This window comes from Streptomyces collinus Tu 365 (assembly GCF_000444875.1).
Classification (GTDB): Bacteria; Actinomycetota; Actinomycetes; order Streptomycetales; family Streptomycetaceae; genus Streptomyces; species Streptomyces collinus_A.
In genome coordinates this window covers 7,177,834-7,190,534 of sequence record NC_021985.1, presented here as the reverse complement: position 1 = coordinate 7,190,534, position 12,701 = coordinate 7,177,834, and the positions used below count along the sequence as shown (strand labels likewise).

Sequence of the window (12,701 nt, the reverse complement as noted above, 5' to 3'; positions counted from 1 at the left end):
CATGGCTCGAGGCGCCAGACTGCCCGACAAGGGCACCGCGAGGCCCAGACGCGTCACCTGGAAGGCCGGCAAGGTCCTGTACCGGGTGCACTCCCGCGGGCGGGACGCGGCCTCCTTCAACGACACGGAGGTGGATCACCACTTCGGCGGCGGCCGGTTCGACAGCACCCCGAACGACAGGTACGCCTACCTGTACGCGGCGCCCCGCGAGGTGACCGCGCTGGTCGAACGCCTGGTGCGCGACATGCGTTTCGACGGCCGGGGCAACCCGCGGATCCTGCCGCGCAAGGAGGTGGCGGGCAAGCGGCTCTCCCAGGTTCGGCTCACCCGGGACGTCTCCCTGGTCGCCCTGCTCAGCATCCCGGATCTCAACTCGGTTCAGCAGGGCGACGACTGGCTGGTCCACGCGCCGCCCACGGAGTACGCCTTCACCCGCCGCTGGGGGCACTGGCTGCGCGAGGAGGCGGACTCGGCCCAGGGGTTCGTCTGGATGTCCCGCCTCGATATGCCGCACGAGTCGCTGGTGCTGTTCGACGGGGGCACGAGCGGGGACCTCGTCGAGGCCACCGGCCTGCCGCCACGGAACCTGGACGAGCCGGACCACCTGCGCTGGCTGAGCCGGCAGCTCCGCCCGTACGGCATCGAGATCGGGCCGCCGGACGGCGGCTACCCTGCCGCGTCCTGACCGGCCGGGCGGGAGCCGGGCATCTTCCGGGTGTTCTCCGGGGATCGGCCGAAAAGGCTTCGGCTCCCGCCCGTGGCAGGGCATACTTCTGGTCCAGTGGCCCGGCGGACGACCGGGAATTCCGCAACCGACACCATGAATGTCGCGCACATCGCGCGCGATTCACCGTGCCTTCCCCCGGATTCCTCGTCCTCTTTTCGCCTTTCCCTCTTCCGCCCCGGCCGTTCTGCTTCACCCTTCTCCGTCTTCTTCCTCTTCTTCCTTCTTCTCTTCTTCCCTCTCACTCATTCCTTCTCTCCACGAGTCCGAGTACCGGTTCCGAACCCGAGCGGGGGCACCCTCCATGTCCGCATTCTCCAACGTCGAACGAGCGCCCGTCTTTCCCGTCTGTCTCTGCCTCGACGTCTCGTACTCGATGGCGGGCGCGCCCATGACCGCCGTCAACCAGGCCCTGCCAGAGATCAAGAAGGCCATCGAGGACGACCCGGGCACCGGGGAGATCGCCCGGCTGGCCGTCGTCACCTTCTCGGACCGCTCCGACTGCGTCCTGCCGCTGACCGACATCGCCTACGCGGACATGCCGACGCTGACGCCGCAGGGCGGCACCAACTTCGCGGCGGGGCTGCGGACCGCGGGCGAAGCGCTGCGCGACGGCATCAAGGGGCTCGGCAAGGGCAGCGCCTACCATCAGCCCGTCGTCTTCTTCATCAGCGACGGCGAGCACAACGCGCACGAGGACTGGACGCACGCCCGGGCTGCCGTCACCGCCAAAGAGGACAAGTACGGGGCGCAGATCGTGAGCTTCGGGTTCGGGCAGGCGAATCGGGAGGCGATCCAGCGGGTGTCGACGGGCTTCGCGTTCTTCACCGACGAGAGCGACCCGGCCACGGCCGTGCGGGAGATCCTGCACGTCGTGATCAGGAGCATCCGCACGACGTCCAGTTCGTTCTCCTCGGGCACCGGCGGGGCGCTCTCCGTCCCGCACGAGGGGACCCGGCTCACCCAACTGCCCCTGAGCCAGCGGCTGGTGGACTGACGATGCTGAAGTGGCTGCGCGGCCGGGGCCCGGGCCCCGGCGGCGCCCGGACCGCCACAGGACCATCGCTCGCAGGCGACGGTCCTGCGGTCGGCGGGAGCGGTCCGACCGCGCCGGGGGACGGCCGGACCGCTCTCACCAGGAACCGCGGGTACGGCTCCCGCCCGGACGGCGACGGAGGCGACGGCACCGCCGGCGGAAGGACGGCCGCCGGTGCCCACGCCGGTGGCGGCCCCGCGGCCGGGCGCCCCACCGGCGAGCCGGCACCGGGCCCGGCTCACTCCGCGGCACCCGGCTCCGAGGCGTCCGTCAGCGAGGCATCCGGCTCCGACGCGTCCGTAAGCGAGGCACCCGGCTCCGCGGCATCCGGCTCCGGGATCTCCCGCTCCGACCCCCCGGGCTCCCGGCCGCACGGCTGCGACGACTCCGGCTCGGGGGCGCCCGGCTTCGGCGAGTCCGGCTCGGGGGCGGTCCGCTCCACGGAGCCCGACCCCGCAGCGCCCGGCTCCGGTCGCGCCGTTCCCCACCTCGCCGAGCCCACCGCGGCCGACACCGCCCGGCCGCCCCGCACGCTGCCCACCGACGCCCCGCGCATCGGCCACCTCCAGTCCCTGCCGCTGCCGCGCCTCTCCGCCGTGGAGACCTCCCTCCCAGGAGTGCGGGCCGACGCGGGCCTGCTGCGGAACCGCTGGCTCGGCGCGGCCAGTCTCGCCGGGCAGTCGCACCTGAACGGCGGCACGACCGCCCAGGACGCCTACCAGTTCACGGTCTCGGACGACGGCTCCCTGCTGGTGGCCGTGGTCTGCGACGGACTGGGTTCACGACCCCTGACCTCCCAGCTGGGCGCCGTCCTGCTGTCCAGCCTGCTCTGCCAGGCGGCTCGCCCGGTCACCGCGGAACACCTGGCGGCCGATCCGTACGCGGTGCTGGGCGGCGTGCTCGGTGGGGCGTGCGCCCGGCTGGCGGACGTGCGGGCGGCGGTCCTGCCCGCGCTGGCCGACCGCGACCTGGCGTGCACGGCCGTGCTGGTCCTGGTGCCGGCAGAGGGGACCGGCTGGGCCGCCCGGGTCGGCGACTGCGCGGTGCTGACGTTGACCGACGGGGCGTGGGACACCGTCTTCCCCCGGGAGGAAGGCCCCCTCAACAAGGTGTCCGCGGCGCTGCCGCACCCGGCGCCCGCGGACGCCGCCGAGTACGCGCGGCTGCCCGAGGGCCCCGGTGGCACGCTGGTCCTCGGCTCCGACGGCTTCGCCGAGGACGTCTACGGCTCACCAGGGGTCCGGGACTGGCTGGCGGCGTGCTGGTCGCGGCCCTGCGACGCGACGGCGATGGCCGACTCGCTGCGCTACCGCCGCGGGGGCTCGCACGACGACCGCACCGCCCTGGTGCTCTGGCCGCCGAGCACCGGGGGGAGAGCGTGACGCGCAAGGTCGCCGGCCGGTCGGGCCGGTGGTACGACGTCCAGACCGATCCGCTCAACAAGGACGGCGGCCAGGCCGTGCTGTACCGCTGCGCGGACTCCGCCGGCCGGCCGTACGCCTACAAGCAGTACCTGACGCCGCTCCCCGCCGGACCCGAGGTCGGGCGGCTGCACGCCCTGGCCCTGAACGGGCAGGACACCCTGCGCCGCGCCGAGCGGAGCGGCGGCGCGGGCGGACTCGCGACCACCGCGGAGTCCTCCATCAACTGGCCCCTCGACGTGATACACGGTGCGCGCGGCAGCGTCGCGGGGGTGATCCTCCCGCTCATCCCCGACTCCTTCATGTTCCGCCGGCCCGACGGCGGTCTGCGGCCGCGCACCCTGGACTTCCTGTGCCTGGCCCGCTCCGTCCCGCCGCCCCCGCCGGCCCAGGTCCGCCTGGGAGTGCTGATCCGCACCTGCGACGTCTTCGCGGAGCTCGAACAGCGCAGGCTCAGCCACGGGGACCTGTCCTGGAAGAACCTGGTCTGGCGGGAGCGGGACACCCACGCCTACCTCATCGACTGCGACGGTCTGACGCCGTGGGAGCCCGCACCGCGGCAGGGGGTCGCCACCGCCGAGTGGACGGACCCCCGCCGTCTTTCCGGACGGATTCCGGCGCACGACCGCTACAGCGACAGGTTCGCGCTGGCGCTGGCGCTCTACCGCGGGCTGTTCCTCAACCCCGGCGGCCCCCGGTGGATCGGCACGCCGGGCACCGACTGGGCGCAGGCGAAGGGCTTCCCCGCAGACCTCGACAGGGACCTGCTCCAGCTGTTCAAGCGTGCGCTCGACCATCCGCACGCCACCACCGAGCGGCCCACCGCGACCGAGTGGCGGGACGCACTCGAAGAGGTCTTCCTCGAACGGGGGCGGGGGTACCGCGGCGGCCCGATCCGTTCCCTGGAGCGGTACGCCGAACACCGCCGCAACGAGGTGCCCCGGCCCACCGGCGGCGTCCCGGCGGCCCGCCCCCAGCCGCAGCCACCGCCGCAGCCACGCCCCGGGCCTCCCGTGCCGGTTCGGCAGCCGGTGCGACGACAGCCTCTCCCGCCGCCGCCCGTTCCCACTCCGCCGCGGCTGCCCAACCGGCGGCGGCCCGCGTCTCCGCCCGCGCCGCCGCCCCAGGTGCGGCGCCGGCGCGGCCGGGCGGTCGGTTGGGGGCTGACGGCGATCGGGCTGCTGCTGGTGGCGGGAACGGCCGCCGGCGCCGTCTTCCACCTCTTCCCGGTTCCCGGCCTGGACGGCACACGGACGGACAGCACCCGCCTCGCGCCCGGCGGCCTCACCCCTTGCCCGAAACACGTGGCCGCCCGCATCCCGCACGGCTCCGGAGCGGTGCTGCTGCACGACTACACCACGTCCCTGCACCACATCGTCCTGTGCCGGACCGGGGCCGGGAAGATCTACTACGACGGCTCCTGGCTGCGCCCCGGGAGGAGTCACGGCAAGCATCACGGCAAGCAGGAGATGACCATCTCCGCCAAGGCCACCGCGCAGGGCTACAGCGCCCGTAGCGGGGAGATCCGGTACGTCATCCGGGACGGCTGGGTCATCGTCGAGCAACCCCATGCGAAGAAGGACAAATACCGTCTTCACGAGGGGAGTTGACTGAGCCGAGCGGGTCGAGCGGGATGAGCGGTCTCACGGCCGCCGGGCGGCCAGCGCGTCCAGGACGGCGCGGGCGCTGAGCGGGTTGCGGGTCACCAGGTGCACCGACCAGTCGGGGTCGGCGGCCAGTACCGCCTCCAGTGCTCCGAGGATGGTCTCGGCGCTGGTCCGCGCGTCGAGCCCGCCGCGCCCCGCCCCGAGCAGCGGCAGGGCGACGGACCGCAGCCGTACCCGGCCGGAGCGGCGCTCGGCTCCCGCCAGTTCGAATACCCGCCGGACCGCGGCGGCCACGGCCTCCGGAGCGGTCTCGTAGCCGTCGCCGGTCGCCGACGGGACGGCGACCGCCGCGTGGAAGATCCGGCGCACGCCGCGGGCGCTCAGCTCCCCCGGCTGGGTGACGGCGACCGTGCCCGCGGCCACCGGCGGGGCCGGGGCTCCCGTGTGCGCGCTCCAGGCGCCCAGTTGACGGGCTATCACGTCGTCGACGATCCGGCCGCCCGCGTCCTTCGTCGCCCCGGCCCTGCGCAGGCTGCCGGAGACGGTGCGCCGGAACGTCTTGGACATCTCGAAGTAGACGTTCTCCGAGGAGACCAGGACGTCGACCCCTTCGAGCAGTTCGATGGGGGTCACGTGCAGGGTGACGGTCACGGTGCCGTGCGGGAAGGCCGTGGCCACCGGGTGCCGGCCGGCGCGGGCCGGGACCAGCGGCCCGCACACCACGGCTCCGGTCCGCCCGTCGGGTGCGGAGCGGCCGGCCGCGGGCGCCGGGGCGCGGTTCTCCAGCAGGGCCTGCGCCACCTGACGGACCAGCAGTCTCTCGGGCTCCTTGCGGAAGTGGTCCACGGTCCGCTCGAAGGCGGCGGCGGCACGCTCCCTGCGCTCCTTGCCCGTCAGTTCCCGGGTGCCGGGCAGAAAGCCGAAGGTGGCCAGCGCGGCCGTACGCCACTGCGCGGAGTCCAGGCTGCCCGCGGCCCGGCGCAGGGCCTCCTCGATCGCGGCGGCGTCCGCCGCGCCGTCGTCCGGCACCGGGGCCGTCCCGGCCGGGGCGGCCGAGCGCGCGGCGAGCACCTCGCGCAGCGCCGCCGGCTCGGCCTCGTGCAGGCGCGCCAGTCCCAGTTCACGGATTGTGCGCAGGTCGTCGACCACTGCGTCGAGTACCGTCCGGCGCGCTGCCGGCGCCTCCCCCACGGTCATCGCTCCAGCATGGCCGTCCGCCCGGGACCGGGCAACCGACTCCGCGGAACCGGGCACCGGCACAACCTACGGTGCATCCGTCGGGCGTCGTCCGCTTATCGATCGCGGGGCTGGTCGGAGCGGCTCGCGACCGCGGGAGCAGTTCGGCTTGCGGCCCCCGCACCCCGCTCCGCCCCGCACGCACAACTCCCCCTCCCCTGCCCCCGTGACGAATGTCCCGGACTCGGTGGTGACGGGGGGACGAGCCTGCGAAAATCGCTCGATGTCCCGGCCGCGACGCTGTCCGCGCGAGCGTGCGGACGGCGGGAGCCGGCCGGGCGGAAACGACGACGGGGGCCGGGGGTTCTGTGCTGCGGACGATGCTCACGATCGGTCTTTCGATCGACGACGACGGTCAGGACGGACCGCCGTCGCTGGAACAGCAGGAGCTCGACCCGCTCGCCGAAGCCCCGCGCCGCGCCGCGGACGTCGCGAAGGCGCTGGCACGTTTCGGCTACCGGCCTCCCCCCGCCGGCGGCGACGCGCCCTCATCCGTCGGGGCGGGGGACGGCGACCCGTCCGGCCGGATCCGGGCCGCGATCACCATGCCGGACGACAACACCGCCGTACTCGTCGTGCACCTGGTGGCGCACGGCCGGATCGCCGCCTCCGGCGAGCGCACGCTGCACGCGGTGGGCCGGGACGGGCGCAACCTCGACGATCCCGTCGTCGCGTGGATCAGCCTGATCGAGTCGCACCCGGAGAAGGTCCGACCCCTCACCTTGTTCATCCTCGACCTGTGCCACTCCGGTGTCGCCGCCGAACTCCCCTGGCACCACCAGATGAGCACCCTGGAGCGACGAGCCTGGGTGATCGCCGCCTCCGGGGCGAGGGACAGGGCCTTCGGTTACCGGCTCAGCCGCGCCACCACGGCGGTGCTGAACGAGTACCGCGACGGCCTTCTCCGTGCGGACCCCTCGCGCCGTTACATCCCGCTGCCGACGGTCGTGCGCGAGATCAAGCGCAAGGTGGCGCGGCTCAACGCGGCGGAGGGCCTGTCCCAGGAGCTCGCCGGAAGCCACATCCCGTTTTTCGACACGCTCGACCACCTGCCTTTCTTTCCCAACCCCGAATACCGTGCCGGGGCCGGCCTCTCCGCCGAGCTGGACGAGGACCTGGCACCGCTGGCCGACGAGGCGCTCGACCCGCTGCACTTCATGAAGCGGGGCGCCGGCGCCGAAGCCCTGGATCGAGGGCTCGCCCAGGGCTACTTCCGGGGCCGCGCCAAGGAGGCCGCCGAACTCACCGAGTGGTTCGACGGCGCGGGCCCACGGTTCGGCGTCGTCACCGGCAAGCCTGGCGTGGGCAAGTCGGCCCTGCTGGGCGTGACGGTCTGCGCCGCCCATCCCGCGCTCCGCACCACCACCCAGCACCTGTGGCTGCCCCTGCCGCACCGCCCCGCGGCCAACAGCCGGCTCGCCGTCGTGCACGCGCGCCGCCGCAACCTGGAGGAGATAGCCGACTCCCTTGCCCGTCAGCTCGGGGCCCGCCCCGAGGACAGGCCGACCGGCGGATGGGACGCGGAAGGGCTCGCGCGGCTCGCCGGTACGGACCCGAAGGAACCCGCCACGCTCGTGCTCGACGCCCTGGACGAGGCCGAACGGCCGGCGGACGTGGTCCGGGCACTGCTCGTTCCCCTCGCCCAGGAGGCCACGCGCGGCAACGGCGTGCGCCTTCTGATCGGCACCCGACCCGAGCCGCCGTTCGGCGTGCTGCTGGACATCGCCATGCGGGACGGGCTGCTGATCGACCTCAACGCGGCCGACCGGGACGACCTGCGCACCGGTCTGGAGACGTACGTCCGGGACTTGCTGGCCAGCGGCGGCGGCCCCTACGAGCACAAGGAGAACGCGGCCGCCGCCCGGGAGCTCGCGGCAGGCATCGCCGTCCGGCTCGTCGGATCCCCGGGAGAAGCCGGCCAGGCCGATGAACAGCCCTTGGAGTGGGGCGAGTTCCTCGTCGCCGGCCTCTATCTGCGGCATCTCCTGACCCTGCCGGTCGAGAGCGACCCGGCCCGGGCACGGCAACTGGGGCTCGCCACACCCCGGGAACTCACCGAGCTGCTCCGCCTGGACCTGGCGGGCCCGGGCGACCGGCCATGGATGCGCCCGGTGCTCGCGGCCCTGGCCCACGCAGAGGGGCTGGGCATGCCGGAGCGCGTCCTCGCCCACGCCGCCGTCGCCTTCGCCCCGCAGAACGTCGCGGTCGGCCCACAGACCGCCGGAAGCGAGCCGCTCAAGCCCGCGCTCGTCCGCGAGGCCCTGGACCAGGCCCGTTTCTACCTGCGGCGCGATGTCGACGTCGACGGCACCACGCTGTACCGGCTCTTCCACGAGAGCCTGGCCGAACGCCTGCGCGCCGATCCGCACGACCTGGGCAGGGGGGACGGGGCTTGAACGCGCCGATCCGGTCACCGTACGCCGAAGCGGTCTACGCCCGTCTGCTGGACTCCGTACCCGACGCCGGGGAAGGCCGGCGCCTCTGGCAGGTCGCCGACCCCTATCTGCTGCGGCACGCCGCCCAGCACGCCGTACGGGCGAGCCGGGCGGACGACCTGCTGCTGGACGCGGACTTCCTCGTCGAGGCGGACCCGGAGGCGGTCTCCGAGATCCTGAGCAGCGCCGGCGCGCGGGACGCCCGGGTCGCCGCGATGGTCTACCGGGCCTCCTACAGCGCCCACCGGCGCCTCCAGCCGTACCAGCGGCGGCAGATCCTGGCCCTGGACGCGGCACGTTTCCAGGCGTTCGAACTCGGCCGCGAGCTGGCACGCGGCAGCGACTGGGAACACCGGTGGGCAACCAGCCAGCAGGCCGCGACGTCCCTGAGCGCCACGCTGGAGGGTCACACCCACGAGGTCACCGGCGTAGCGCTGACGGCGCTCGACGGGCAGCCCGTCGCGGTGACCTCCGGCTACGGCGGCAGAGTGCGGGTGTGGGACCTGGCCACCGGACTCACCACCCACACCCTCGAAGGGCACACCAGCGCCGTGACCGCGGTGGCGGTGACGATCGCCGGCGGCCGGCCGGTCGCCGTCACCTCCAGCTGGGACGGGACCGCTCGTGTGTGGGACCTGGCCACCGGTCGCACCATCTCCGTCCAGCGCGTCCTGGCCGGTCCGCTGACGGGCGTGGGCACCGCCTTCGTGGAAGGCCGGCCGATCGCGGTGATCACTGCGTACGCGGGCACGGTCCACCTCTGGGACCTGGCCGCCGACCTGCTCGCGGAGAGCCACCCCAGGGCCTTCCCGCCCGCCCACACCGCCCCGGTGACCTCGGTGGCCGCCGAGGTGCTCCAGGGCTGGCCCGTGGCAGTGACCACCAGCTACGACGGCACGGCCCGCGTCTGGGACCTCGACACCGGACCGCACGGCCCGGGTCTCACCCTGACCGGCCACACGCACTGGGTCCTCGGAGCGGCCCTGACCGTGATGGACGGCCGACCGGTGGCGATCACCGCCGGCCGGGACTGCACGGCACGCGTCTGGGACCTGATCAACGGCCGTCAGGAAACGGTCCTCGTCGGGCACACCGACTGGGTGACGGGCGCGGCCGCCGCGGTCCTCGACGGCCGTCCTGTCGCCGTCACCTCCAGCAGGGACGGGACAGCCCGGGTGTGGGACCTGTCCACGGGCCGTACCGCCGCCACCACGACCGTGGACCGCAGTTCGCAGTGGCTGTCCGGCGTGGCCGTGGCCGACCCGGCGGGCTGGCCCGTCGTCGTCACCGCGGGCGAGCGCGGGTCCGTCAAGGTCTGGGACCTCTCCGCGCGCAGCACCGTGGTCGGGTTGCAGGGCCACACGGACGCGGTCACCGACGCGGCCACCGCCTCGGCCGACGGCCATACGCTCGCGGTCACCGGCAGCCGCGATCACACGGCACGCGTGTGGGACGTGACCGCCGGTACCACCAGAACGGTGCTGGAAGGGCACCGGGGACCGATCACCAGTGTGGCCATGGCCGTCGTGGCCGGGCGGCCTGTCGCCCTCACGGGCAGCACCGACCGGACCGCGCGTGTGTGGGACGCGGTCAGCGGCCGGACAACGGCGGTGTTCACCCGCCACACCGAACGGGTGACAGGGGTCGGTCTGGCGGTCCTGCACGAGCGACCGTTCGCCGTCACGGCCGCCGCGGACGGCACGGTCCGGGTGTGGGACGTGGCCCTCAGACGCGCCGTCAGTGTCGTCGCCCAGGAGGTACGGACAATCGACGTCGTGGTCGTCGGTGACCGGCTCGCCGCCGTCTTCGCAGCCGCGTCGGGGGCCGACTGGCACCCCGACCTGGGCGACGAGCGGGCCGCGACGGTCCCCTTGGACCGCGACGCGCCAGCCGTCACCGCCGTCGCGGCCACCACCCTCGGCGGCCTGCCCGTCGCGGTCACCGGGAACAGTGAGGGCGCCGTACGGGTCTGGGACCTGAGCGACCCCCGTGAGCCCACGGCGCTCGAGGGGCACACCGACGGCGTGACAGGCATCGCCGCCCTGGTGCGCGGCGACACCACGTGGGCGATCACCACCGGCTACGACTGCGCGGCCCGGGTGTGGGACCTCGCGAACGGACGATGCCTGACCACTCTCGCCCTGCCCGACGTCCCGCACAGCGTCGGCGCAGGCCCCGAAGGGCACATCGTGCTCGGCATGGGGCACGAGGTGATCGCCCTGACTCTCACCCCCGCGGCGTGGAGGCCCTCATGACGACAACCCCGGTCCGTATCGTCGGTGTGCACGGTGTCGGACATCTCGACCGCCGCCGCACCCCGGACGCCGTGCGCGCCGCCTGCGCGGCCGACTGGGCGTCGCATCTGGCGTCCGGCCTCAAGGTGCCCGTTTCGGCGTTCGACTGGGACTTCGCCTACTACGCGCCGCTGCTGCGCACCGGCCCCGTACCCCAGGGGGACGGGGACCCGGAGGAGTTGGACGACCCGCTCGCCCGGGAGCTGATGGCCCAGTGGCTGGACGCCCTGGACGCCCCGCGGCCGGTCAGCCAGGGCGCGCTCACGCTTCCCCTGCGCCACGCTGCGGCCTGGGTGGCGGAACGCTTCAGCCTGGACGGCCGGCTGACCCGGCTGTTCATCCGGGTCTTCTTCCGCGAGGTGGCCGCCTATCTGCGGCATGACAACGACTCCGCCCGGACGGCCGCCCGCGAGGAGGTGGGCGCGCGGATTGCCCTGCACCGGCCCCGGATCGTCATCGCGCACTCCCTCGGTTCCGTCGTCGCCTACGAGGCGCTGCACGCACATCCTGAACTGGACGTCGAACTGCTGCTGACCGTCGGCTCTCCGCTGGCGATGCCGCGCGCCGTATTCGACCGGCTGCTGCCCCGCCCCGAGGACGGCCCGGAGGGCCGCCGCGGCGAGCGGCCCGCGTGCGTGCGCCGGTGGGTGAACATCGCGGACCCCGGCGACCCCGTGGCCATCCCTCCGGGGCTCGGCCGCGCGTTCCGGGGAATCGGCCTCGACCTGACGGACACCGTGCACGCGGGCTACGGATTCCACCACGCGAAGAACTACCTGTCCTGCGCGGCCACGGCGGCGGTCACAGGTCCGTACGCCGGCCTGTGACGCGGACGGAGACCGCCCAGTCCCCCTTCGGCCGGCGCCTCAGGCCCCCTGACGCGACGTCAGTCTCTCCACCGCAGTCAGAACGACGGCGCCCCGACACCGGTCTTCTCCCAGCGACCCGGAACCCAGGCACGAGTGCCGACCGCTGCTGATGAGCGTCGGCGTACGGCCATCGGCCTGTCGAGGGCCGCCGTTCGCACCATGACAAGCCGCTCGGCGCACCTCGACCGGGTCAAGGCGCGCTTCGGCCCAGTCACGTGCGGTGGTCCCCAACCGGTCCCCAAGAATGATCAAGGGGCCGCTTCAGATCTGCTCTGAAATGGCCCCTGACCTGCGACTCTCACGAGTCGGGACGACAGGATTTGAACCTGCGACCCCTTGACCCCCAGTCAAGTGCGCTACCAAGCTGCGCCACGTCCCGATGCGCTCACTCGCGGTGACCCGCGTGATCGCGCGAACAGCACTTTACCCCACGCGCGGGGGTGCGCCGAAGAGGGTTCGGGGCGGGGCGGGGACAATCGGTCGTATGGGCGAGACGGGTGAGACGCGCGACGCGGGCGGCACGGGCGGGACGACGGGCGGCCGGGACCGGGACCCGGAGGGGCGGGCGCGCAACGCCCGGCCGCGGGACGGGCTGGGGCGGCCGCTGCCGTACGGCACGCAAGGGGTCGAGCGACAGCCCGAAGGGATCGTGCGGACCCCGCGGGAGACGGTCGTGGAGGCGCAGGCGCTGCTGGAGGCGGGCAAGCCCTTCCACGCCCACGAGGTGTTCGAGGACGCCTGGAAGGCGGGGCCCGGCGAGGAGCGCGCGCTGTGGCGGGGGCTGGCCCAGCTCGCGGTGGGGCTCACGCACGCGGCCCGCGGCAACGCCACCGGCGGGGCGCGGCTGCTGCGGCGCGGCGCGGGGGCGGTCGCGGAGTGGTCGGCCGCCACCGGCGAGGACCGGCCCTACGGGATCGGCGTCGCGGGGCTCGTCGTGTGGGCGCGGGAGCTGGCCGGGCGGGTGGAGTCGGGCACGGGTCCCGTCGACGCGGTGGCCGAGGCGCCTCGGCTCGGTTTCTGAGCGGGCGGCCGAGCGGCCGGCGCGGGGCGCGCGCAGGCGTCCCACCCGCGGCCGGAGG

9 protein-coding genes and 1 tRNA gene are annotated in these 12,701 nt (G+C 74.1%); 8 read left to right on the top strand and 2 right to left on the bottom strand.

The window, feature by feature from the left end:
• The first annotated feature begins 1 nt into the window (after nucleotide 1).
• The 4 genes from B446_RS31200 (at nucleotide 2) to B446_RS31185 (ending at nucleotide 4,791) form a co-directional block, all read left to right on the top strand.
• Entirely contained in the window at nucleotides 2-685 is a 684-nt protein-coding gene (locus B446_RS31200) for an RES family NAD+ phosphorylase (protein ID WP_020943436.1), read from the top strand.
• 343 nt (nucleotides 686-1,028) lie between these two features.
• Complete coding sequence (locus tag B446_RS31195; RefSeq protein WP_043476794.1) at nucleotides 1,029-1,721, top strand: vWA domain-containing protein; 693 nt, start codon at nucleotides 1,029-1,031, stop codon at nucleotides 1,719-1,721.
• 2 nt (nucleotides 1,722-1,723) lie between these two features.
• The gene (locus B446_RS31190) at nucleotides 1,724-3,142 is read left to right on the top strand and encodes a protein phosphatase 2C domain-containing protein (protein WP_020943434.1); all 1,419 of its coding nucleotides are present in this window, start codon (nucleotides 1,724-1,726) and stop codon (nucleotides 3,140-3,142) included.
• Nucleotides 3,139-4,791, top strand: a complete 1,653-nt coding sequence (locus B446_RS31185) for a hypothetical protein (RefSeq protein WP_020943433.1) — start codon at nucleotides 3,139-3,141, stop codon at nucleotides 4,789-4,791. Before B446_RS31190 ends, B446_RS31185 begins: the two co-directional genes overlap by 4 nt.
• 33 nt (nucleotides 4,792-4,824) lie before the next feature.
• On the opposite strand, the gene B446_RS31180 is transcribed toward B446_RS31185, so the two are convergent.
• Nucleotides 4,825-5,985, bottom strand: coding sequence for a macro domain-containing protein (locus B446_RS31180; RefSeq protein ID WP_020943432.1), 1,161 nt, complete (start codon nucleotides 5,983-5,985; stop codon nucleotides 4,825-4,827).
• A 359-nt stretch (nucleotides 5,986-6,344) separates the two neighbouring features.
• Here B446_RS31180 and B446_RS38450 point away from each other — a divergent pair, with 359 nt between their 5' ends.
• Genes B446_RS38450 through B446_RS31170 form a run of 3 tightly spaced genes read left to right on the top strand, consistent with a single transcriptional unit; the run spans nucleotide 6,345 to nucleotide 11,580 of the window.
• Nucleotides 6,345-8,420, top strand: a complete 2,076-nt coding sequence (locus tag B446_RS38450) for an AAA family ATPase (protein ID WP_148305757.1) — start codon at nucleotides 6,345-6,347, stop codon at nucleotides 8,418-8,420.
• A complete protein-coding gene (locus B446_RS31175; RefSeq protein ID WP_020943430.1) occupies nucleotides 8,417-10,714 on the top strand; it encodes a WD40 repeat domain-containing protein in 2,298 nt (765 codons plus the stop codon). Before B446_RS38450 ends, B446_RS31175 begins: the two co-directional genes overlap by 4 nt.
• Entirely contained in the window at nucleotides 10,711-11,580 is an 870-nt protein-coding gene (locus tag B446_RS31170; RefSeq protein ID WP_020943429.1) for a hypothetical protein, read from the top strand. Before B446_RS31175 ends, B446_RS31170 begins: the two co-directional genes overlap by 4 nt.
• A gap of 347 nt (nucleotides 11,581-11,927) precedes the next feature.
• Here the strand turns inward: B446_RS31170 and B446_RS31165 are convergent.
• A tRNA-Pro gene (locus B446_RS31165) sits at nucleotides 11,928-12,001 on the bottom strand.
• 105 nt (nucleotides 12,002-12,106) lie between these two features.
• On the opposite strand from B446_RS31165, the gene B446_RS31160 reads away from it, so the two are divergent.
• Complete coding sequence (locus tag B446_RS31160; RefSeq protein WP_020943428.1) at nucleotides 12,107-12,643, top strand: DUF309 domain-containing protein; 537 nt, start codon at nucleotides 12,107-12,109, stop codon at nucleotides 12,641-12,643.
• The last annotated feature ends 58 nt before the right edge of the window (nucleotides 12,644-12,701 follow it).

Excerpts from the sequence above, each read along its gene's own strand:
- B446_RS31200 (WP_020943436.1), top strand. The coding sequence starts at position 2 with ATGGCTCGAGGCGCCAGACTGCCCGACAAGGGCACCGCGAGGCCCAGA.
- B446_RS31195 (WP_043476794.1), top strand. The coding sequence starts at position 1,029 with ATGTCCGCATTCTCCAACGTCGAACGAGCGCCCGTCTTTCCCGTCTGT.
- B446_RS31190 (WP_020943434.1), top strand. The coding sequence starts at position 1,724 with ATGCTGAAGTGGCTGCGCGGCCGGGGCCCGGGCCCCGGCGGCGCCCGG.
- B446_RS31180 (WP_020943432.1), bottom strand. The coding sequence starts at position 5,985 with ATGACCGTGGGGGAGGCGCCGGCAGCGCGCCGGACGGTACTCGACGCA.
- B446_RS38450 (WP_148305757.1), top strand. The coding sequence starts at position 6,345 with ATGCTCACGATCGGTCTTTCGATCGACGACGACGGTCAGGACGGACCG.
- B446_RS31170 (WP_020943429.1), top strand. The coding sequence starts at position 10,711 with ATGACGACAACCCCGGTCCGTATCGTCGGTGTGCACGGTGTCGGACAT.
- B446_RS31160 (WP_020943428.1), top strand. The coding sequence starts at position 12,107 with ATGGGCGAGACGGGTGAGACGCGCGACGCGGGCGGCACGGGCGGGACG.